Origin of the sequence: Rhizobium sp. RCC_161_2, from assembly GCF_041355235.1 — a bacterium.
GTDB lineage: Bacteria > Pseudomonadota > Alphaproteobacteria > Rhizobiales > Rhizobiaceae > Rhizobium.
Window position 1 is genome coordinate 1 of the sequence record NZ_JBFUPL010000002.1, and the last position, 21,994, is coordinate 21,994.

Sequence of the window (21,994 nt, forward strand, 5' to 3'; positions counted from 1 at the left end):
CATAGCAATCTCCTTTTCTGGAGATTGAATCACATACCAGCACCAACATGAACCCCGTTATGGGGACACGGCCTAAGTTACCGTGGTCCGACGGCAAGAGGGAGGCAGGACATGCAACTCGCCAATTATCTGTTCTTCACGACACATTGCGAGGAGGCGCTTGCCTTCTACTCCGCCTGTGGGCTTGGCCGAGTCACGCTTTTGATCCGCCATGGCGCGGATGGAATACCGCTTGCTGAGGATTCTATGCGGGGCAGGGTGATGCATGCTCGTTTTGAAGGACCAGGCTTGCTGTTTTTTGCATCCGACAATCACGATGCCGAGCCGATGCGCGGCTCCGCCCATATGCTGGTTACAGATGACCGCGATAGCATCGCCAGGGTTTTCTCTCTGTTGGCCGAGGGTGGTAGGGTAACGACACCGCTCGCCGTTCAACCGTGGGGGAGCTATTACGGCAAGCTCACGGATCGGTTTGGCGTTCAGTGGATGGTGGATTGCGTGAAGTAGCGACGTCGAACAGGAAGGAATCTATTGCATATAGTCCGGTCGTCCGGACGAATTCATCCTGCTGTCATGAAGCCGAGCTATCAACAGCTCAGTCCACTCCAACAGAGAGCGCATTATGACAAACGCAGCTTCCACGTACGCGACATGGCACACCGAACCGAATGGCGACATCGCGATGGCGGAATCCCATAGTCCGCTCTGGCGGCATTTTATCGAGACCGTGCCGGAGCGGGATTTTTCGTCGAAGACGGTACTGGATTTCGGCTGCAATCGCGGCGGTTTCCTGCGGCTGCTTTATGCTATGCGGCCGTTCCGCCGTGGTGTCGGAATCGATATTGCCTCGGAATCCGTTGCCGCTGCTGATGCCGCCAAGAGCAATATGCCACTGCAGTTTCACGTCACAACCGATCTCTCTCCCTTTGCCGACAGCTTCGATGTCGCCTTCAGCTATGAGGTTGTCTATCTGCTGCCGGAGCTGAAGCGGCATGCTGAGCAGATGTTTCAGGTCATGCGCAACGGTGGTGTCTATTATGCCGTCACCGGCTGCCACAATGAAATGCCGCTCTGGCCGAAATGGCGGGAGCTGATCGGCGGCAACAGCAATGCGCCGGTGCAGGACCGGTCTCCCCAAGATTATATCGACGCCTTCGTGGCGGCCGGCTTCGACGTCTCGGTCAGGCGTTTCGGTTATGATGGCTTCGTGAGCGGTTCGAAGGACCGCAAATATTATCCGAGCATTCTCGATGCGCTCTCCTATCCTGCCGAATACAAGCTGTTGTTCCGGCTCGAAAAGCGCGTGTGACATGGAGACGATCGATCGCAAGAGCGGTAGCGCTCTCTGGCATCAGATCGGCGAGGTCCTGGCGGCGGATATTGCCGCCGGGACATTTGCCGCAGGCGCCAAATTGCCGACGGAACCGGAGCTGATGGAGCGCTTCGGCGTCAGCCGCTTTACCGTCCGTCAGGCGCTCGGGCATCTGGAGCAGCGGGGATTGGTGCGCGCCGAGCAAGGGCGTGGCACGTTCGTGCACAAGGGTGCCATCGATTATACGCTCTCGAAGAAGACCCGGTTTTCCAAGAACCTTATCGAGCAGGGCTTCGAGCCCGGTGGGGAATTGCTGATCCACGAGATCGTTTCGGCGTCCGAGCGTGTGGCGGCGCGGCTGAAGCTTGTTCCCGGCGCGCCGGTCATCCATCGCCGCGGAGTGATGACAGCCGATGGCGTTCCTATCGAGCTCGGCGACACCTATTATCCGGCGGAACGTTTTCCCGATTTCGACAAGGCGCGGCTGCAATATCCGACGATCACGGCGGCACTGGCAAGCTACGGTGTGCGCGACTACGAGCGCCTGTCGACCGAGATCGAGGCGCGCATGCCGACTGGCGAAGAGGCGCGGCTGTTGCGGCAGCCGAAATCGGCGCCGGTGCTGGTAGTTTTCAAGGTGGATGTCGATATCGACGGTGTACCCGTTACCTATTCGGAAACAGTGTGGTCAGCGGAGCGGGTAACCTTCAAGGTCGACTTGGGTTAGGCGTCTTATCGGTGGGACAGAATGTTCACGATCCTGCCGAGGGGATCGCGGACATAGAAGCGCCGGACACCCCAGGGTTCGTCAGTCAGATCGTAGACGATATCGAACTGCATCGATTGGGCGCGCGCATAAAGCTCATCGACATCATCGACCTCGATGGAGAGATCGGGGACGATAGTTCCGGAGCCGCCTTCGCTGGCAATGCTGATCTGCGGCACGGTTGGTGCGCCGGAGGCGAAGGTGAGAATCCAGCCGTGATCCATGACGATATCGAGACCCAGCAGGTCGCCGTAAAAAAGACGAGCGCTTGCCGGATCGGCGGCGTGGAGATTGGGAATGATGCGCAGAACGGCCATGCGGTGCTCCCCAACGGAAAAATGGAGGCGGGGCTTGGCCCACGCCTCCATCATCTTAGCTCAGACCGTGACCGATGGCAGCAGCTTGGCGCGCTCGGCAAGGATCTGCCGGCAGGAGTTTGCGACCTCGCGGCCCTTAAGGACGAAATGCTCCTTGAAAAACTGGATATGCGCTTCCGATTCCTGGAAATGATGCGGTGTCAGCACGGCCGAGAGGATCGGTACGCCGGTGTCGAGCTGGACGCGCATCATCGCGTCAAGAACGGTATTGGCAACGAACTCGTGGCGATAGATGCCGCCGTCGACAACGAAAGCCGTGGCGACAATGGCCGAATAGCGGCCGTTGCGGGCGAGCGTCTGGGCATGCAGCGGGATTTCCAGAGCGCCCGGCACATCGAAAATGTCGATGGGGGAAGCACCCTCGGTCTTCTGCCACTCGGCAACGAAGGAATCGACGCTTTGATCGACGATGTCGGCGTGCCAACGAGCCCGGATCAGTGCAATGCGGCCCGGTTGTGTGGAAATGGAGATAGTCATGAACTCTGCCTTTCAAGGGTTTAACTCAATATCCCTTGGGCGAACACGCAAGGCCGCCGAACTCCTCGCGCGGAGGAGCCATCGACTCTGCTTGCTCTCTTCCATCCGGACTATACCGTCGGCTCCGGCCTCTCACCGGATCTGCTGACCCTTCCATTGTGTGGAAGGCGCTCGCGGGCTCGGAGACAAGTCTCCATACCGCCGGTGGGGAATCTCACCCCGCCCTGAGAACGGTCGGAATATAAGTGCAGCGCAGCAGAAATCAAAGAAAAACGCCGGGCGATTAACCCGGCGCTTGTAAAAAATTTATCCAACAGACGTCGATCAGTCCTGGATGACCAGCAGATCGGAGGAGGCGAAGCGCAGGGTCACCTTTTCACCGACACTGGGCGGCAACAGGCCGGGGCTGTTGAACATGTCGAAGGAGATGGTGTTGCCGCCGACATTCATGCGCGTGCGGATGACGGAGCCGAGGAAATGCGCCGAGGAGACTTCGCCGGTGAGCGCGGTGTCGCCCTTGGCCGATTCAGCCAGCGATCCTGCTTCGGGACGCAGCGCCAGCGATACGGTGTCGCCCGGCTTGTAGGCGGTGACCGACTGCTTCAGGGTCACGCCCTGATCGCCGATCATGATGCGGTTGCTGTCCGGATCGACGACCTTGCCTTCGATCAGGTTCAGCGTGCCGACGAAGGAGGCGACAAAGCGGGTGGCCGGGGTGTTGTAGATTTCGTAGGGCGTACCGATCTGATCGGCGCGGCCACCGTTCATGACGACGATGCGATCGGAGATCGACAGGGCTTCTTCCTGATCGTGTGTTACGAAGACGGTGGTGATGCCAAGCTGCCGCTGGATGGCGCGGATTTCCTCGCGCAGCGATACGCGGATCTTGGCGTCGAGCGCCGAGAGCGGTTCGTCGAGCAGCAAGACCTGCGGCTTGACGGCGATGGCGCGGGCGAGCGCCACGCGCTGCTGCTGGCCACCAGACATCTGATAAGGGTAGCGGTCGGCCAGATGATCGAGCTTGATCAGGCCGAGCATTTCCTTGACGCGCTTATCGATGTCGGGCTTGGCCATGCCGGCGACCTTGAGGCCGAAGGCGACGTTGTCGTGCACGGTCATATTCGGAAACAGCGCATAGGCCTGGAACACCATGCCGATATTGCGCTGGTTCGGCTTCAGCGGGCGCTGGTCCTTGCCGTTGATCGTCAGGGTCCCGGCGGTCGGGCTTTCGAAGCCGGCGATCATGCGCAGCACGGTCGTCTTGCCGCAGCCCGACGGTCCGAGGAAGGAAATGAATTCTCCCTTCTCGATGTGCATAGTGAAGTCGTGAACGACCTGAACTTCGCCGAAGGATTTCTTGAGATGGGTGAGTTCGAGAAAAGCCATGGTGGGGAGCCTTACGCCTTAATCGGAGCGGATTTTGAGAAACGGGAGACCAGCTGGAGCAAGCCCATGCTGAGCCAGGTTATGGCGAGTGCGATGATCGCCAGCGCGGAGGACTGATAGGCCTGGTTGGCGCCGACGAGCTGCATGTAGGGGCCGAATGCCGGACGATTGAGGAGCGAGGCCATGGTGAACTCGCCCATGACGATCGCGAGCGTGATGAAGGCGCCGGAAAGCACGCCGCTCATGACATTCGGGAAGATGCATTTGAACATGATGGTCGTCCAGCTGGCACCCAGGCTTTCGGCAGCTTCGGTCAACGTGCCGATGTCGATCGTGCGCATCGCCGTATCGACCGAACGATACATGTAGGGCAAGGACAGCACAATGTACGAGCAGACGAGTAGGATATTCGTCGTTTGATTATAGCCCGTCAGCGGCAGGATCGACGACGAGTTATAGAGACGCAAATAGCCGAAGACGATGACGATCGCTGGGATGACCAGCGGCATCAAGGTGATGAATTCCACCAGCGGGCGTATTTGCGGCAAGCGCAGGCGAACCCAATAGGCCGTCGGCACCACAAGCAGCATGCCGAAAATGATGGTCAGTACGGCCATCAGCATGGAATAGCCAAAGGCGTAAAGGAAGTTCGGATCGGAAAAGACCGAGGTATAGGCATCAAAACTGTAGGCGTTGCGACGCATGCGCAACGAGAACTCCAGCGTGCCGATAAGCGGTACAATGAAATAGAAGGCGCCGATGGCAACCGCGATCCAGGCAAAGAATTTTTGCAGTTTCATTTTTGCCACCGTTCAGCGCGCATACGCATGAGAATGTAGATGACGTTCGAGATGCCGGTGATGACGATCATGCCGAGCGCCATGGCATAGCCGAGATTGGCATTATGCAGCACATCGCCGCGGATTTGCGCGTAGAGCTGGATCGGCACGATATTGAGCGAGCTGCCGGTCAGGGCGATGGCTGTCGCGATCGCGCCAAAAGCGTTGGCAAACAACAGCAGCGTCGTGCCGAGCAGGCTCGGCCAGAGGATGGGCAGTGCCACCATCAACCAATATTGTCCGTTCGTCGCACCGAGAATGGAGGCAGCTTCGCGCCATTCCTTCTTCATGCCATCAAGGGCCGGCGTGATGATCAGCACCATCAGCGGGATCTGGAAATACATGTAAGTGATGGTGAGGCCGATGAAGCTGTAGAGATTGAAGCCTGTCGAATACAAATTGAAGCCGAACAACTCTACCATCAGCACGGTAACGAGCCCGAGACGGCCGATCGTTGCGATGAACGCGAAGGCCAGCGGCACACCGGCAAAATTGGAGGCTACGCCCGAAAAGGTAAGAAATGTATGGCGGACCCAGGCCGGAAGGCCGCCCATGACCAGTGCCCAGGCGAGATAGAAACCGATCAGCGCGCCGCCGAGTGCGGAAACGACCGACACTTTGATACTGATCCAGTAGGAATTCATGATGGACGGCGTGAACAGATCGGCGATGTTCTTGAGCGTGAGGCTGCCGTCCGGTGTCAGAAATGCGCCGGCTACCAGGTAGATCGTCGGGAAAATCAGAAACAGCAGCGCGAAGAGCAGGAAGGGTGCAATACCCAGCCAGTCGATGACGGCGCGCTTGCTGATCAGGGGAGCAGAACTGATCGTTGATGTTGTGACGGTGCTCATGAAGTGCCCAATCTACGGCATCGAAAAACGGAAAACCTCCCCGTCGAAACGGGGAGGTCATTTCAAGTCGGATTACTGTACGTTCGAACCGACGACGCTATCCCAATTGGTGGTGATGGCGGTTTTGCCAGCAGCCTGTTCGTCGAGCGTCGGGAAGACAGCCTTTTCATAGGCGGCAGCCGGCGGCAGCTTGTCGAGGAGTTCCTTCGGAACCTTGCCGTTCTTGGCAAGATCGTTGAAGCGGATCGGGTGGCAATAGCCCTTCAGCCAGCCAATCTGGCCTTCGTCGGAATAGAGGAATTCCATCCAGAGCTTGGCGGCGTTCGGGTGCGGAGCGAAAGCCGAGATCGCCTGCACGTAGACGCCGGCGACAACGCCCGAAGCCGGAACGGTGACTTCAACCGGCGGGTTGCCGTTCAGGCTGTCGCGCCATGCGAGGCCGTTATAGTCCCAGGCAACGACGATCGGGGTAGCACCCTGGGCGAGCGAAGCGGACTTGCCGATGACCGGAACGAAGTTGCCAGCCTTGTTGAGCTGAGCGAAATACTTCAGGCCGGCTTCGCCGATCTTGGTCGCATCCTTTTCGCCAGCGGCGAGGCCGGCAGCGTAAGCGGCCTGGACGGCCTGGTTGGACGTACGCGGGTCGCCAGCGAGCGATACTGTGTTGGCATATTCCGGCTTCAGCAGGTCAGCCCAGTCCTTCGGCGGGTTCTTGACGATGTCTTTGTTCACAACGAAGGAGAGAACGCCGTAATAGTCGCCATACCAGTAGCCGTCGGCATCCTTGGCGCTATCGGGAATCGAATCCCAGGTCGACACCTTGTAAGGCTGGATCAGGCCGTCTTTCTTGGCGGAAGGACCGAAGGAGAGACCGACGTCGATGACGTCGGGAGCCTGCGGGCCGGTGTTGCCCTTGTTGGCGCGGATCGCTTCGACTTCGTCGCCCGAACCGGCGTCCGGATTGAGTTCGTTGACCTCGATACCGTACTTTGCTTTGAAAGCGGCAATCAGGTCGCCATAACCGCACCAGTTGTGGGGCAGGGCGATAGTGGTCAGCCTGCCTTCCTTCTTGGCGGCAGCGATGAGATCTGCGCTCGGCTCAGCAGCAGCGATGGCGGTCGAAGCCACGAGCATCGCGGTGGAGATCGTCAGAAGACGATGAACTTTCGAGATCACTGTTATTCCTCCTTCTAGGTTTTGAGTGTCAAGCGTTGCTGTTAATGACGTTACGTGAATGTTGTGTGACGGCTGCAACGGGTTGTATTTCCTGTAAACGTCGGGAATTTACTTTTATTCGCGAACTATGACAGGGGCTATCTTGCTGGTCGATTCGCCGGTCACAATTTAATACTTCCCCTTCCTTCTAACTTAGCTTGCGAAACAGACGCGTCTGCTCGAACAGGCCTTCGAGGGTTTTCATGCGTTCGCTGGTCTCGTCCCAGGTTGAACTCTGCACGGCTTCGATCAGCGCTTCGACGATGAAGAGGGTCACAACAGAGGAATCCCAGGCTGACGGCGCTTCAATCTGCACGCGAAACGTGTGCCGGGCATGTTTGGCGGCGGGCGTTGCCCATTGGTCGGTGAAAACGATGATCTCAGCCCCGTGGCGGCGCGCGGCCGCGGCAAGATTGACCATCTCCTGCTCATAGCGCCTGATATCGAAGATCACGAGCAGGTCGCCCGGATTCATGTTCAAAACATATTGCGGCCATGCGCTGGAGTTGGAGGAGAGCAGGGTCGTATTTGGGCGGATGACCTGCATATGGGTGAAGAAATATTCGGCAAGCGCGCCGGTGATGCGCCCACCGACGAAATAAAGCCCGCGTTTGCGCTCCGACATCAGCGCGGCGACGCTTTCGAAGGTTGCCACATCGATGTCCGTCAGCGTTTGGCGGAGATTGCCCATGATGGCATCGGCAAAGCGGTTGAGGATGTGCGTGCCGGGGGCATTGGATGCCCAGCGGTCATGCTTGGTCAGCGGATTGGAGATGGTCGCCTCGACCTCATGATGGAGGTGCGACTGAAAATCGGGATAACCCTTGTAGCCGAGTTTCTGCACCATGCGCGCCACGGTCGGCGTGGACACGCGGGCGTTCTCGGCAACCGTCGTAATGCTGCCCAACCCCGAAACGGGGTAGTTGTCGAGCAGGCTCTTGGCGAGCTGCTTTTCGGCGCGCGTCAACGCGTCGAATTGGGCATGGATTACGTCCGAAACTGTCTTCGACGCATTGCTCACTCGATTTTAGCTCCCCGGGACGGTCTTATGCCAGTCTCCTGAGACGATATAACAACGCTGTCACATTTCGAGTCAATGTCACAAATGAAGAAATAATTTCAGTTTGCGGTTGACAGCTGCCGAAACCTGAAGAATTCTTTTCTTATAAAACTTTTATTAAGAAGCGATGGGGCGCCTTTGATGCTTGCCCAACAAGGCATTCTGACGGAAGCGGATGGGGAGTGCGTCGCGGTTGAACGGCCGGACGGAAAGAGTCCGTTTTTCATCATTTGCGAACACGCATCTCGCAGGTTGCCGGAGCGATTCGGTAATCTCGGCCTGTCGCCTGAAGCGCTTTCCAGTCACATTGCCTGGGACCCTGGCGCACTGGCTGTTGCCCGGAAAATTTCCGATAGCCTCGATGCAGCCTTGGTTCATCAGCGTTTCTCGCGTCTGATCTATGATTGCAACCGGCCGCCGGAAAGCTCTGGCGCCATGCCGGAAATCAGCGAGATCTACACGATCCCCGGCAATCGGCATCTGCAGGCGGCTGACCGGGAGGCGCGGACGGAGGCGCTTTACATACCGTTCCACAATCGCATTCGCACGCTCCTGAAGGAGCGGGCGGCGAGAGGACAAAAAAACGTGATCGTCACCGTCCACAGTTTTACCCCTGTCTATAACGGCAAGGCCCGGGCGGTGGAGCTCGGCATTCTGCACGATGACGATCGCTGGCTGGCGGATCGCATGCTCGATGCGGCGGCCAAGGCGCCGCTTTATCGCACCGAACGCAACGAGCCTTACGGGCCGGAAGACGGTGTCACCCATACATTGAAATTGCATGGGATCGCCAATGGCTTGCATAATGTAATGATCGAGGTCCGCAACGACCTTGTCGTGGATGACGTTGGCCAAGAGGTCGTGGCCGACTATCTGACGAGGCTTCTCCAGAGCAGTCTGGAAGCCTGACTAAAGAAGAAAAGACCTCGGGGAGCAGTTCAACTGCGATCGGGCCGCACGGCAAAAGCCGGCGGCTCACATGAGATATGGTCCTCCGCAATTCCGCGGAAGGCTTGGTTTTAGGGGGAATGACATGTCTGATTACACAGACTTAGACAAGAAAGAGGATGTGCATATCCTGCACTCCATGGGCTATGCCCAGGAGCTGGAACGGCGCATGAGCTCGTTCTCGAATTTCGCGGTATCCTTTTCAATCATTTGTATTCTTTCCGGTGGGATCAACTCGCTCGCACAGGCAACGTCAGGTGCCGGTGGTGCGGCGATCGGCATCGGCTGGCCCGTCGGATGCTTTATTTCCCTGGTCTTTGCCGTGGCGATGGCGCAGATCAGCTCGGCCTATCCGACCGCGGGCGGGCTCTATCACTGGGGCTCCATCCTCGGCAATCGCTTCACCGGCTGGCTGACAGCCTGGTTCAACCTTCTCGGCCTCGTCACGGTTCTCGGCGCGATCAACGTCGGCACCTACTACTTCTTCATCGGCGCGTTCGGCGGCTATTTCGGCATGACCGATACGACGTTGGTCCGTATGGTGTTCCTGGTCGTCATCACTGGCCTTCAGGCGTTGGTGAACCATATGGGTATCGGACTGACGGCGAAGCTGACCGACTTCTCCGGCTATCTGATTTTTGCAACGTCGATCGCGCTGGCGATCGTGTGCCTTGTCGCCGCACCGTCCTATGACTTTGCTCGGCTGTTCACCTTCACCAACTACTCCGGCATCGCGACAATCGCAGCTGACGGTACGGCGACCGGCGCTCCGGTCTGGCCGCAGGTTTCCACCTTCTGGGTCTTTGCGCTCGGCCTGCTGCTGCCGATCTATACGATCACCGGTTACGACGCTTCGGCGCATACGTCGGAAGAGACCGTCAAGGCCGCCCATTCCGTTCCGCGCGGCATGGTAGCCTCCGTGCTCTGGTCGGCATTGTTCGGCTACATCATGTTGTGCTCTTTCGTCCTGATGCTCCCGAACATGGACGATGCTGCAAAGCAGGGCTGGAACGTGTTCTTCTGGGCGATGGACGCGCAGGTGAACCCGATCATCAAGGATATCCTGTACTTCCTGATCTTCATCAGCCAATGGCTGTGCGGCCTGGCGACGGTGACGTCGGTGTCGCGCATGATCTTCGCGTTCTCGCGTGATGGCGGCCTCCCGGCTTCGAAGGCGCTTTCCAAGGTCAGCCCGAAATACCGCACGCCGGTTTCGGCGATCTGGACTGGCTCGATCCTCTCGGTGCTGTTCGTCTGGGGTTCGTCGTTGGTGTCGATCGGCGATACGCCGGTGTACAGCATTGTTGTCTCGTGCACCGTCATCTTCCTCTTCTTCTCCTTCGCGATCCCAATCACGCTCGGACTGTTCGCATGGGGCACGTCGAAGTGGGACAAGATGGGTCCGTGGAACCTCGGCGAGGGGCTGTTCAAACTCTTTGCCGTGCTGACGGTTATCTCGATGATCATCATCTTCGTTATTGGCATTCAGCCGCCGAATGACTGGGCGGGTATCATTACTGTCAGCTTCCTCGTGCTGACGGCAATCGTCTGGTTCGGTTTCGAGCGCCGCCGCTTCAAAGGCCCGCCGATCGGTGATGCGATCGCCAAGCGCAAGGCCGATATCGCAGCGGCCGAAGCGGCTGTCGGCGAAAGCTGAGCGTCGAACCATACGTCCCAAAATCATGAGGCCGCATCCGTGCGGCCTCTTTCACCGGCACAAACGCGGCGCGAAATGCGGGTTGCTCCCGTCCGGGAATGTCGTTTTGTTGTCCGATGTCACCATTAATGTTCAGGCGGATCAAACATGAGCACCAGCTATACGTTCGATGACCTCAGACAGGATGTGGCCGAAGGGCGCATCGATACGGTTCTGGCATGCCAGGTGGACATGCAGGGCCGCTTGATGGGCAAACGATTCCAGGCGGAATTCTTCGTCGAAAGTGCCTGGAAGGAAACGCATAGCTGCAACTATCTGCAGGCGACCGATATCGAGATGGAGACCGTTTCGGGCTACAAGTCGACAAGCTGGGAAAAGGGCTATGGCGACTACACCATGAAGCCGGATCTCTCCACGCTTCGCCGTATTCCCTGGCTCGAAGGCACGGCGCTCGTGCTCTGCGATGTGCTTGATCATCACACGCACGAAGAAGTGGCTCACTCACCACGCGCCATCCTCAAAAGGCAGGTCAAGCGTCTCGAAGCGCTCGGCATGAAAGCCTACATGGCCTCGGAACTCGAATTCTTCCTGTTCGACCAGACCTATGATAGCGCCCGCGAGTCCAGCTATCGCAACCTTAATCTCGTCAGCGGCTACAACGAAGACTACCACATCTTCCAGACCACCAAGGAAGAGGATGTCATGCGGGCGATCCGCAAGGGCTTGCAGGGCGCCGATATTCCGGTGGAAAACTCCAAGGGCGAGGCTTCGGCCGGCCAGGAGGAAATCAACGTCCGCTACGCCGACGCGCTAACCATGGCCGACCGGCATGCGATCATCAAGAACGGCTGCAAGGAGATCGCCTGGGCTAAAGGCAAGGCCATCACCTTCCTGGCGAAGTGGAACTACAGCGCTGCCGGCAGCTCGTCGCATATCCACCAGTCGCTGTGGAGCGCCGATGGCAAGACGCCACTGTTCTTCGACAAGGAAGCAGAGCACGGCATGACGCCGCTGATGAAGCACTATGTCGCCGGGCTTTTGAACCATGCCAGCGAAATCACCTATTTCCTCGCGCCCTATATCAATTCCTACAAGCGTTTCGTTGCGGGCACCTTTGCGCCCACCAAGGCGATCTGGAGTACGGACAACCGCACGGCGGGCTATCGTCTCTGCGGGGCCGAGACCAAGAGCATCCGCATCGAATGCCGCGTCGGAGGCTCCGATCTCAACCCCTATCTCGCCTTTGCCGCGCTGATCGCCGCCGGTCTCGACGGCATTGAGAACAAGCTTGAACTCGAGGCGCCGTTCGTCGGTGACGCCTATGGCGCTCGCGAGGTTCGCGAAATTCCGCGCACGCTCCGCGATGCGGCGGTTGCACTGTCGGGCTCGAAGATGCTGCGCGCAGCCTTCGGCGACGAGGTGATCGATCACTATACCCGCGCTGCCGAATGGGAGCAGGAGGAGTATGATCGCCGCATCACCGATTGGGAGGTGGCGCGCGGATTTGAAAGGGCGTAAGCCTGCCGTTGATTATGAGCCCTGCCCAATTTTCGTCGCCGGATGAGGGCAGGGAAGGTGGCTGCGGCGAAGCGCTTCTTTCGGCGGCGCAGGGCTTGCGGGAACCTTTTTCGCGGCCAGTCGAAAATATGTTCGTGACTATAAAAACAGGATTTCGATCATGACTATGATCACATGCGTATCACCCGTGAACGGCGAGGTTTATGCGGAGCGTCCGGCGCTGTCGCTTGAGGCTGCCAAGGATGTGGTGGCCCACGCCCGCAAAGCGCAGAAGGATTGGGCGCGCCGTCCGCTGGAGGACCGCGTTCAGCTGGTGCTGAAGGGCGTTGCGCGCCTCAACGAGATGGCCGATGTCGTCGTGCCGGAACTCTCCTGGCAGATGGGCCGCCCGATCAAGTATGGCGGCGAATATCGCGGCTTCAACGAGCGGTCCAACTATGTCGCCTCGATCGCCGCCGATGCGCTGGCGCCGCTGGTGGTCGAAGACAGCGCGAATTTCGCGCGTCGCATCGAACGCGAGCCGCATGGCGTCGTCTTCGTCATCGCGCCGTGGAACTATCCTTACATGACGGCGATCAACACGATCGCTCCGGCATTGATGGCCGGCAATACCGTCATTCTGAAGCATGCCAGCCAGACGCTTCTGGTCGGCGAGCGGCTGGTGCAGGCCTTTGTGGAGGCCGGCGTTCCCGCCGACGTTTTCCAGAACGTTTTTCTCGATCACGCGACCACCTCGGCGCTGATTGCCGCCGGCAGCTTCAATTTCGTCAATTTCACCGGTTCGGTCGAGGGCGGCCGCTCCATCGAGCGTGCTGCCGCGGGCACTTTCACCAGCCTCGGCCTCGAACTGGGCGGCAAGGATCCGGGCTATGTCATGGAAGACGCCGACCTGGAGGTCGCCGTCGACACGCTGATGGACGGCGCTACCTTCAATTCCGGACAGTGCTGCTGCGGCATCGAGCGCATCTATGTGCATGAATCGCTCTATGATTCCTTCGTCGAGAAGTCGGTTGCCTGGGTGTCGAACTACAAGCTCGGCAACCCCCTCGATCCGGAAATCACGCTTGGGCCAATGGCACATAAGCGCTTCGCCAAGGTGGTGCGCGAGCAGATCGCCGATGCCGTCGCCAAGGGCGCCAAGGCGCTTGTCGATCCCAAGCTTTTCCCGGCCGATGATGGCGGTGCCTATCTCGCGCCTCAGATCCTCGTCAATGTCGATCACTCCATGACCTTCATGCGCGAGGAAACCTTCGGCCCGGCCGTGGGGATCATGAAGGTGAAGAGCGATGCTGAAGCGCTTGAGCTGATGAACGACAGCCCCTATGGCCTGACGGCGTCGCTCTGGACCAAGGATGTCGAGCGTGCTTCGCGTATCGGCCGCGACATCGAAACCGGCACCGTGTTCATGAACCGCGCCGACTATCTCGATCCGGCACTCTGCTGGACCGGCGTCAAGGAAACTGGCCGAGGCGGTTCGCTCTCCATCATCGGTTTCCACAATCTGACGCGCCCGAAATCCTACCATCTGAAGAAAGTAACAGCATGAGCACTATCTCAGCCAATTGGAGCTATCCCACCGCCTTCAAGCTTGGTCGCGGCCGGATCACGGAACTGGCGGAAGCCTGCAAGAGCCTGGGGATCAAGAAGCCGCTGCTGATCACTGACCGGGGACTTGCCTCGATGGCGATCACCAAGACGGCGCTGGATATTCTCGAGGATGCCGGTCTCGGCCGCGCCATCTTCGCCGATGTGGACCCCAATCCGAACGAGAAGAACCTCGAGGCCGGCGTCAAGGCCTTCAAGGATGGCGGTCATGATGGCGTTGTCGCTTTCGGCGGCGGCTCCGGTCTCGATCTCGGCAAGTGCGTCGCCTTCATGGCGGGACAGACGCGTCCGGTCTGGGATTTCGAGGATATCGGCGACTGGTGGACTCGCGCCAATGTCGAGGGCATTGCCCCGATCGTTGCCGTTCCGACAACTGCCGGCACCGGCTCCGAAGTCGGCCGCGCCAGCGTCATCACCAATTCCCAGACGCATGTGAAGAAGATCATCTTCCACCCGAAGTTCCTGCCGGGCGTCGTCATCGCCGATCCGGAGCTGACGGTCGGCATGCCGAAGGTTATCACTGCCGGCACCGGCATGGACGCGTTTGCGCATTGTCTGGAAGCCTATTCCTCGCCCTTCTATCATCCGATGTCGGCCGGTATCGCGCTGGAGGGCATGCGGCTCGTCAAGGAATTTCTGCCGCGCGCCTACAAGGAAGGCACCGACCTTGAAGCCCGTGCCAACATGATGAGCGCCGCTGCCATGGGCGCCGTTGCCTTCCAGAAAGGCCTCGGTGCCATTCACGCCCTGTCGCATCCGATCGGCGCTGTCTACAACACGCATCACGGGATGACCAATGCCGTCGTCATGCCGGCTGTCCTGCGCTTCAACCGCAAGACCATAGAAGATAAGATCGCCCGCGCGGCCGCCTATCTCGGTATTTCCGGCGGCTTCGACGGTTTCTACGATTATGTGTTGCAATTGCGCGCCGAGCTTGGTGTACCGGAAAGCCTTTCGGCCATGGGCATCGCGCCGGATCGGATCGACGAACTCTCGGCCATGGCGATCGAAGATCCGAGCGCCGGCGGCAATCCCGTGCCGATGACGCTGGAAAACACCAAGGCGCTGTTCCGCGATTGCTTTTAAGTTGTTGCGCCTGACTATCGATCGTGCCACGCGATTTCGCGTGGCACTTTTTGTTTGCTTGATGAGCTAAGTGCCGTAGCCTCCAGAATCGTATTGAGTCCGTTCATTCGGGGAGGGGTATCGATGGAAACTGCTGGGGTGGCGGATGGATTGCCAATCGCGATCATCGCCGCAGGTGCAATCGGCGCGGCCTGTGGCGGTGCTCTGGGCGCGCGATTGGCGCATGTCAGCATTTGGAAAGGCCCCGTAATTCTGGCATTGGCATGGCTCCTCAGCAGCATCATCGTCTCGCTGCTTGAGGTTCTTTTTGCCATATCGGATACGGTCGCCAGCATTGTCGGCACGGTATCTTTTATCATCGTTGCCGGCTTGTGCGGCCGCTTCTTGAAGATAAGCGGAAGGGCGATCGCCAACGTCATTTTAGGTGGATTTCTTGGCGCGGTGTTGTTCGGATTTATCCTGATCTATGTGATCTATCGGCAGTGAATTCAATCATCTGCGACTGTATCAAGATATCATTGATGACTTAGACCGATGATGTCCGCTGCGTGTTAATTTGTAGCGCTGCTTCCATAAAAATGCCGCCGGATCAGTTCACCCGGCGGCATTTTTGTTTTCCAGTGATCTGTCAGTCGACGAATTCGACCACTACGCCCGGCTTGACCATCTTGGCGAGCGCGGTGGCGTCCCAGTTGGTCAGGCGCACGCAGCCGTGGCTCTGCGACTTGCCGATCTTCGAGGGCTCGGGCGTACCGTGGATGCCATAGGTCGGCTTCGACAAAGCCATCCAGACTACACCGACCGGGCCGTTCGGGCCGGGCGGAATGTCGAGGATCTTGTCGTTGGCGCCCTGCTTGAAGTTGATCTTCGGATTATAGGTGTAGCCCGGATTGAAGGCGACGCGCTCGACGGTGACCGTGCCGGATGGCGAAGGAGTGTCGGCAGACCCGATGCTGGCGGGATAGGCGGCGATAAGCGTGCCGTTGGCGTCATAGGCGAAAACCCGCTTACGACCCTTGTCGGCAAGAATTTTTGCGACGGTGCCGGTCTTGGTCGCCCCGATATTGACCACCTTGATCGTGCTGCCCGGGACGGTGAAATCGACGCCGGGATTGAGTTCCTTCAGATAGCCTTCATCCATGTGGAAGCGTTCGGCCAACATTTCCGTGGTCGAGGTATAGCCAAGCGACGGCATCTGGGCCTTTTCGGCATAGTCCTCGGGGATCGATGCGACATAGGGGCCAGCCGCGTCGGCGGGCGTGATCGTGTAATTGATGATCGGCATGCCGCCCGAAAGGCGCAGTTGTTCGAGGATCGAATCCGTATCCTTCGGATCAAGCGCCTGGCCGGTCATCTGCTGATAGGCGTAGATGGCCTTGGTGACATTGGCGCCCATACGGCCGTCGATGGCACCTGGCGAAATGCCCTGGCGGGCGAGGAAGACCTCGATCGCCGTGATCTCCATCTTCGACTTGCCCTTCAGTGTGATGACGGGTTCGGCCGGCGGCTTGGTCTGAACGTCGGGTGTCTGCTGCGGATCGATCGAGGCATAGTCATTGCCGCTCGGAGCCGTCTGACCTTGCTGGGGTTGCGTATTCGTATTCGGCTGGGCCTGGTCGTCGAGCGGCACCCGTTGGATAGAGCTGTCGCGAGGAATCCCGCCGGTGATGACGCTGCTGTCACTCCCGTCGCCGCGATACTGCCGATAGTCGCGGTAACCACCATTGCTCGAAAGCTGCGTATCGCCATAGCGGTCGCCGTCACCATTGTCGCTATAGCCGTCGTGAGCCGGCGCCTGAGGATAATAGGTGCTGGCCCGCATCTCCGTAGCGACGACATTGCCGTAGCGGTCGACCAAGACGCGCCGGCCACGCCCGTCGCGCGTTCTCACATAATCTTGGTCTGGATACTGATCGAGGATTCGCCCGTCCGGAGTGACCAGAACGACATCGTTGCTCCCGCCGCGATAATACTGCGCCTGCGCATCGGTCAATGCGAGAGCGGATGCCGTGGCCGTCAGGGCCAAAGAAAGGCTTATTTTCAGGAACCGGTTCACGTCAGTCGAATCCTCGGATGGTGGCTGGCCGACACACACATGGCAATTTTGACACTAGTGTGGAATTTAAGATTATCATGCTGAATAAAGTATAAAAATTTGTGTGATGAAGGCGTCAAGTTAACGTTCGGTAAGAGAAATCGCCATTTATTCTTGCCGCGCACCATTTCGGGACCACTTTCGGATGGGTGGCCCATCAGACGCCGACCAGGGAGAATTGCCAGATATGATCGACTTTGCTGCGGCCAAAGGGCCGAAATTGACGCTGGATGAGGGTTCCGTGCTGGATATCGGCGCCTGCGTCGTCGACGGTAACAATCTTGCGCCGGGACGCGCCATTCCCGATGACGGCGACCCGCGCATCGATCATTCCCTGGAGGGCTTTCTCTTCACCTGCGGCCCGGACCACATCCGTCATCCGCAGCCGATGTCAGGTGCCTTCGAGGGCAGGCGCTATCCGTTGCACGGCTCCTTCTCCTCGCATCCGGCCAAGATTCTCTGGACCCGGTTCGAGGACGGCAATGCCGAGTGCCGTGCCGATGTCGATGTTCTCACCGCCGAAGGTCGCACGGCGCGGCTGGAGCGCCATTGGCGGATCGATGGCGCCACCGGCGAGGTTTCGCTGACGGATCGCGTCGTCAACACCAGCAGCGAAGCGATGCCGGTCTTTCTGATGTATCACATGAATGTCGGCGGTAAATGGTTCGATGACGGCGTTCGCCTATCCGGCCAGATGCTGGAGAATGGCGGCTTTCCCTGGACTTTTGGCGAAGAGCATGGCGGGATTTTCTGCGTGCCGGCAGCGGGGAAGGGTGAGGATTGGTCGGAGCTGAGCCTCGGGCCGATCGCCGCCATCGGCGACAAGTCGCTGAGGGTACGATTCGGCACGGAGACCTTGCCGTTCCTACAAGTCTGGCGCAATCAGCGTGCGCCGGCGCATGTCCTCGGCATCGAGCCTGTTTCGCACCGCTGGGTGTCGCGCGACGAGCTGGAAGAGGCATGCGAATTCAATATTCTTCAGCCCGGCGAAGCCAGGAGTTTCTCGCTCAACTTTGCCTTCGTCTGAGGGCTTCAGCGGTTGACGCTCGCTTTGTGGCGGCGTAGATCAAAGCCCTCGGTTTTATAGAGGAAGCGAACGATGGATATCCGCCCGATCGACGACGAATACTCGGTCTCCGGCCAGATCAGCCTGGAGGATCTCGACCAGATCAAGGCATTGGGTTTCAAGTCGCTCGTCTGCCATCGCCCGGACAATGAAAGCCCGGATCAGACGCCGTTTGCCGTCATCGAAGCGCGTGCCAAGGAGCTTGGCCTCGAAATCACCCATGTGCCTGTCGGGCCGATGGGCGTGACCGAAGAGGCCGTGCAGGGCATGGTCGACGCACTCGACGAATTCCCGCGCCCGATGCTCGGCTATTGCCGTTCCGGCGCCCGCTCGACCGCGATCTACCAGAAGACGCATCATATTCGCGGCTGAACGGCCGCTTCCCGAACATAGAAGAGCTTTTGGGTGTTGCTGATGAGCAGCGCCCGGTTTGTGACCCGTTACCGGATAACATCAGGAGAGAACCATGAGCATCAAGCGTATCGACGTCGGAGCCCGCATGAGCGGCGCCGTCATCCACGGCAACACTGTTTACCTCGCCGGCCAGGTTGGCGAAGGTGCAAGCGTTACGGATCAGTGCAAGTCGGCTCTGGCCGAAGTCGATCGCCTGCTGGCCGCTTCCGGCTCCAGCAAGTCGAAGATCCTGCAGACGCTGATCTATCTCTCCGATATCTCCGACTTCGCCGAAATGAACGCCGCTTGGGAAGCCTGGGTCGATCCGGCCAACACCCCGGCTCGCGCCACCAGCGAAGCCAAGCTCGCTGCACCGAAGTATAAGGTCGAGTTCATCGTCATTGCCGCGATCGACTAATTCGATCTAACGCATTTTATAAGGCCGGTGAGTAGGAGCAATATGCTCCTACTCACCGGCCTTTTGCTTGCGAAATTTCCGTCAGCGTCCGTGACGGCGTAATGGCTTCTGGATCGAGCACGATCTCGATGATCGCCGGCTTACCGCTGGCACGCGCCCGTTCAAAGGCCGGACCGAATTCCTCGGTCGCCTTCACTGTTTCGCCATGGCCGCCATAGGCGCGGGCCAAGGCCGCGAAGTCGGGATTGTTCAGCGCCGTGGCGCTGACGCGGCCGGGGTATTCCCGTTCTTGATGCATGCGGATGGTGCCGTACATGCCGTTGTTGATGACGAGTGCGATCAGCGGCAGACCATATTGAACGGCGGTCGCGAATTCCTGACCGTGCATCATGAAGCAGCCGTCGCCGGCAAAGCAGATCACTTCGCGCTCCGGAAAGAGCTGCTTGGCGGCAACCGCTGCCGGCAGGCCGTAGCCCATCGAGCCGGAGGCGGGAGCCGCCTGGGTGTTGAAGCGGCGAAAACGATGGAAGCGGTGCAGCCAGGTGGCATAGTTGCCGGCACCGTTGGTGAAGATCGTATCGGCTGCCGTGTTGGCTTCGATCCAGTCCATGATCCGGCCCATATGCACAGCGCCAGGGCTCGTTTCCGGCGTCTTCGACCAGGCGAGGTAGGCGGCGTGCATGCGCTCCGTCCGCTCCGCCCAGCGCGGCTCGGCTGGTGCTTCGAGATCGGCCAGGGTCGCCACGAAATCGGCTGGGCTGGCACAGATCGCCAGATTCGGGCGATAGACGCGGCCAAGCTCGGAGGGATCGGGATGAATATGGACGAGCTGCTGTTGCGGGTAGGGGATGTCCATCAGCGTATAGCCCGAGGAGGGCATTTCCGAGAAGCGGCCGCCGAGCAGGATCAGCAGGTCGGCTTGCCTGACCTCCTTTGCCAGCGCCGGATTGATGCCGATGCCGACATCGCCGACGTAGCTCGGATGCAGGTGATCGAACAGCATCTGTCGGCGGAAGGAGCAGCCGACCGGCAGCTTGAAGCGCTCTGCGAAATTCTTGATAGCGGCAACAGCATCCTCGTCCCAGCGCGTGCCGCCGAGGATGACCAGTGGCCGCTCGGCCGCGAGCAAACGTTGGTGCAGATCATCGATTTGGGCGCTGCCTGGATGGGCTGATACTGGCGTATAGGGCTTGGCATATGGAGCTTCGACCTCGTCGCGCAGCATGTCCTCAGGCAGGGTCAGGACGACTGGCCCGGGCCGGCCCGATGTTGCGATGGCGAAGGCGCGGGTGACGAATTCGGGGATGCGGGCGGCGTCATCTATCTCGCCGACCCATTTGGCGAACTCCGTGAAAGCGCGGCGGAATTCCACTTCCTGAAAGGCTTCGCGCTCGCGGGCGTCCCGCTGCACCTGGCCGATGAAAAGGATCATCGGGATCGAATCCTGCCGGGCGATATGCAGGCCGGCCGAAGCATTGGTCGCGCCGGGGCCGCGGGTGACCATGCAAATGCCGGGTTCGCCGGTGAGGCGCCCCCATGCGTCCGCCATCATCGCCGCGCCGCCCTCCTGACGGCAGACGAGCACCTTGATGTCGCTGTCATGTAAAGCGTCGAGCACGGCAAGAAAGCTCTCGCCGGGAACACAGGAAATGCGCTGCACGCCGTTTGCCTTCAGGGCTTCGACGATGAGCTGGCCGCCTGTCCGTTTCATGCTTTTGCCTTTCCCTCCAGTTCCGCCAATTCGGCCAGAACCTCCTCCTGATGTTCGCCAAGGCGCGGGCTCGGCCGCGTATAGGTCAGCGGCGTCTCCGACAGCACCACCGGCGTCCGCACGCTCGGGATGACGGTACCCACAGCATCCTCGAGATCGATCCGCAAGCCGCGCGCCTTAATCTGCGGATCCGCGAACATATCCTCGATCGTATTTATGGCGCCGGCAGGCACGGCATTGGCCTCGCAGGCCTTCAGCAGATCCGCCTTGTTCCATGTCAGGGTTTTTGCCGAGACGAAGGCGCGGACCTCGTGGCGATGGGCGACGCGGGCCTTGTTGGTGGCATAGCGCTCGTCGTCCGCATGCGCGTCGATACCGAGGATCGCGCAGAGGCGGCGGAATTGCCCGTCATTGCCGATAGCAAGGATCAGATAGCCGTCAGCGGTCGGCACGACCTCGTAGGGCGAGATATTGGGATGGGCATTGCCGAGGCGCACCGGCGCCTTGCCGGAGATCAGGTAGTTCATGTTCTGATTGGCGAGTACGGAGGATTGCACATCGAGCAGCGCCATGTCGACAAGCTGGCCTTCGCCGGTCTTCAACGCATGGATCAGTGCTGCTTCAATCGCCGAGACGGCATAGATGCCGGTGAAGATATCGGCGATCGCTACGCCCGCCTTCATCGGCTGGCCATCGGGCTCGCCGGTGATCGACATGAAGCCGGACATGCCCTGGACGATATAGTCGTAACCCGCAAGGCCGGCATAGGGACCGGTCTGGCCGAAACCGGTGATCGAGCAATAGACCAGCTTGGGGTTGATCTTTCTCAGGCTCTCATAGTCCAGGCCATATTTTACCAGTCCGCCGAGCTTGAAATTCTCGATCACCACATCGGCGGTCAGAACCAGCCTGCGAACCAGATCCTGACCCTCTTCGGTCTTGAGATCGGCGATAACAGAACGCTTGCCGCGATTGGTGGAATGGTAGTAGGCGGCGGATAGGTTTTCTCCATCCTTGCCTTCGACGAAGGGCGGTCCCCACTGGCGCGTGTCATCGCCGCCATCGGGATTTTCCACCTTGATGACATCAGCGCCGAGATCGGCCAGCATCTGCCCTGCCCAGGGTCCGGCGAGAACGCGGGCTAATTCGATGACGCGGATGCCCGTGAGTGGCGGTTTCTTGATGCTGTTGGCTGTCATGTCGATCCGGATGGC

The 21,994-nt window shown here is 59.4% G+C and carries 22 protein-coding genes and 1 riboswitch; of the genes, 12 read left to right on the plus strand and 10 right to left on the minus strand.

Going from position 1 to position 21,994, the window contains the following annotated elements; translation table 11 throughout:
- The first annotated feature begins 111 nt into the window (after nt 1-111).
- From AB6803_RS04155 to phnF, 3 genes are all read left to right on the plus strand, one after another.
- Nucleotides 112-507 (plus strand): VOC family protein, encoded by a 396-nt coding sequence (locus AB6803_RS04155; RefSeq protein WP_371107707.1) that lies wholly within the window; start codon nt 112-114, stop codon nt 505-507.
- 115 nt (nt 508-622) lie between these two features.
- Nucleotides 623-1,309: a class I SAM-dependent methyltransferase gene (locus AB6803_RS04160; RefSeq protein WP_371107708.1), complete on the plus strand. Its 687-nt coding sequence runs from the start codon at nt 623-625 to the stop codon at nt 1,307-1,309.
- Nucleotide 1,310: 1 nt separating this feature from the next.
- Nucleotides 1,311-2,039, plus strand: a complete 729-nt coding sequence (phnF, locus tag AB6803_RS04165) for a phosphonate metabolism transcriptional regulator PhnF (protein WP_371107709.1) — start codon at nt 1,311-1,313, stop codon at nt 2,037-2,039.
- A gap of 5 nt (nt 2,040-2,044) precedes the next feature.
- Here phnF and AB6803_RS04170 read toward each other — a convergent pair whose 3' ends face one another.
- The 7 genes from AB6803_RS04170 to AB6803_RS04200 all read right to left on the minus strand — a co-directional run bounded on the left by AB6803_RS04170 (nt 2,045) and on the right by AB6803_RS04200 (nt 8,244).
- Nucleotides 2,045-2,395: a VOC family protein gene (locus AB6803_RS04170; protein ID WP_371107710.1), complete on the minus strand. Its 351-nt coding sequence runs from the start codon at nt 2,393-2,395 to the stop codon at nt 2,045-2,047.
- Nucleotides 2,396-2,455: 60 nt separating this feature from the next.
- On the minus strand, nt 2,456-2,932 hold the full coding sequence (locus AB6803_RS04175) for a 6,7-dimethyl-8-ribityllumazine synthase (protein ID WP_153365189.1): 477 nt from the start codon (nt 2,930-2,932) through the stop codon (nt 2,456-2,458).
- Nucleotides 2,933-3,021: 89 nt separating this feature from the next.
- Nucleotides 3,022-3,168: riboswitch (FMN riboswitch) on the minus strand.
- An 88-nt stretch (nt 3,169-3,256) separates the two neighbouring features.
- Nucleotides 3,257-4,318 carry an ABC transporter ATP-binding protein gene (locus AB6803_RS04180; RefSeq protein ID WP_007694060.1) on the minus strand — a complete coding sequence of 354 codons (1,062 nt, stop codon included), beginning with the start codon at nt 4,316-4,318 and terminating at the stop codon, nt 3,257-3,259.
- A gap of 11 nt (nt 4,319-4,329) precedes the next feature.
- On the minus strand, nt 4,330-5,118 hold the full coding sequence (locus AB6803_RS04185; RefSeq protein ID WP_007694062.1) for an iron ABC transporter permease: 789 nt from the start codon (nt 5,116-5,118) through the stop codon (nt 4,330-4,332).
- Entirely contained in the window at nt 5,115-6,008 is an 894-nt protein-coding gene (locus AB6803_RS04190) for an ABC transporter permease subunit (RefSeq protein WP_007694065.1), read from the minus strand. Before AB6803_RS04190 ends, AB6803_RS04185 begins: the two co-directional genes overlap by 4 nt.
- A 72-nt stretch (nt 6,009-6,080) precedes the next feature.
- Nucleotides 6,081-7,184: an ABC transporter substrate-binding protein gene (locus tag AB6803_RS04195; protein ID WP_371107711.1), complete on the minus strand. Its 1,104-nt coding sequence runs from the start codon at nt 7,182-7,184 to the stop codon at nt 6,081-6,083.
- Nucleotides 7,185-7,371: 187 nt separating this feature from the next.
- Entirely contained in the window at nt 7,372-8,244 is an 873-nt protein-coding gene (locus AB6803_RS04200; protein ID WP_371107712.1) for a MurR/RpiR family transcriptional regulator, read from the minus strand.
- Nucleotides 8,245-8,424: 180 nt separating this feature from the next.
- Here AB6803_RS04200 and AB6803_RS04205 point away from each other — a divergent pair, with 180 nt between their 5' ends.
- The 6 genes from AB6803_RS04205 to AB6803_RS04230 all read left to right on the plus strand — a co-directional run bounded on the left by AB6803_RS04205 (nt 8,425) and on the right by AB6803_RS04230 (nt 15,583).
- The gene (locus AB6803_RS04205) at nt 8,425-9,192 is read left to right on the plus strand and encodes an N-formylglutamate amidohydrolase (protein WP_371107713.1); all 768 of its coding nucleotides are present in this window, start codon (nt 8,425-8,427) and stop codon (nt 9,190-9,192) included.
- Nucleotides 9,193-9,316: 124 nt separating this feature from the next.
- Nucleotides 9,317-10,888, plus strand: coding sequence for an amino acid permease (locus AB6803_RS04210; RefSeq protein WP_371107714.1), 1,572 nt, complete (start codon nt 9,317-9,319; stop codon nt 10,886-10,888).
- Between the two features lie 147 nt (nt 10,889-11,035).
- Nucleotides 11,036-12,406, plus strand: a complete 1,371-nt coding sequence (locus AB6803_RS04215; RefSeq protein WP_371107715.1) for a glutamine synthetase family protein — start codon at nt 11,036-11,038, stop codon at nt 12,404-12,406.
- 160 nt (nt 12,407-12,566) lie between these two features.
- Complete coding sequence (locus AB6803_RS04220; RefSeq protein WP_371107716.1) at nt 12,567-13,952, plus strand: aldehyde dehydrogenase family protein; 1,386 nt, start codon at nt 12,567-12,569, stop codon at nt 13,950-13,952.
- Nucleotides 13,949-15,097, plus strand: a complete 1,149-nt coding sequence (locus AB6803_RS04225; protein ID WP_371107717.1) for an iron-containing alcohol dehydrogenase — start codon at nt 13,949-13,951, stop codon at nt 15,095-15,097. The genes AB6803_RS04220 and AB6803_RS04225 overlap by 4 nt, the downstream gene beginning before the upstream one ends.
- A 93-nt stretch (nt 15,098-15,190) precedes the next feature.
- On the plus strand, nt 15,191-15,583 hold the full coding sequence (locus AB6803_RS04230) for a hypothetical protein (RefSeq protein ID WP_371107718.1): 393 nt from the start codon (nt 15,191-15,193) through the stop codon (nt 15,581-15,583).
- 142 nt (nt 15,584-15,725) lie between these two features.
- On the opposite strand, the gene AB6803_RS04235 is transcribed toward AB6803_RS04230, so the two are convergent.
- Nucleotides 15,726-17,153, minus strand: a complete 1,428-nt coding sequence (locus tag AB6803_RS04235) for a L,D-transpeptidase (protein ID WP_371107719.1) — start codon at nt 17,151-17,153, stop codon at nt 15,726-15,728.
- Between the two features lie 226 nt (nt 17,154-17,379).
- Here AB6803_RS04235 and AB6803_RS04240 point away from each other — a divergent pair, with 226 nt between their 5' ends.
- From AB6803_RS04240 to AB6803_RS04250, 3 genes are all read left to right on the plus strand, one after another.
- A complete protein-coding gene (locus AB6803_RS04240; protein WP_371107720.1) occupies nt 17,380-18,219 on the plus strand; it encodes a DUF4432 family protein in 840 nt (279 codons plus the stop codon).
- A 72-nt stretch (nt 18,220-18,291) separates the two neighbouring features.
- Nucleotides 18,292-18,630 carry a TIGR01244 family sulfur transferase gene (locus tag AB6803_RS04245; RefSeq protein WP_007694084.1) on the plus strand — a complete coding sequence of 113 codons (339 nt, stop codon included), beginning with the start codon at nt 18,292-18,294 and terminating at the stop codon, nt 18,628-18,630.
- 94 nt (nt 18,631-18,724) lie between these two features.
- On the plus strand, nt 18,725-19,069 hold the full coding sequence (locus AB6803_RS04250; protein ID WP_047455750.1) for a RidA family protein: 345 nt from the start codon (nt 18,725-18,727) through the stop codon (nt 19,067-19,069).
- 52 nt (nt 19,070-19,121) lie between these two features.
- Here AB6803_RS04250 and AB6803_RS04255 read toward each other — a convergent pair whose 3' ends face one another.
- Complete coding sequence (locus tag AB6803_RS04255) at nt 19,122-20,780, minus strand: thiamine pyrophosphate-binding protein (RefSeq protein WP_371107721.1); 1,659 nt, start codon at nt 20,778-20,780, stop codon at nt 19,122-19,124.
- A complete protein-coding gene (locus tag AB6803_RS04260) occupies nt 20,777-21,979 on the minus strand; it encodes a CaiB/BaiF CoA transferase family protein (RefSeq protein ID WP_371107722.1) in 1,203 nt (400 codons plus the stop codon). The genes AB6803_RS04255 and AB6803_RS04260 overlap by 4 nt, the downstream gene beginning before the upstream one ends.
- Nucleotides 21,980-21,994 lie beyond the last annotated feature (15 nt).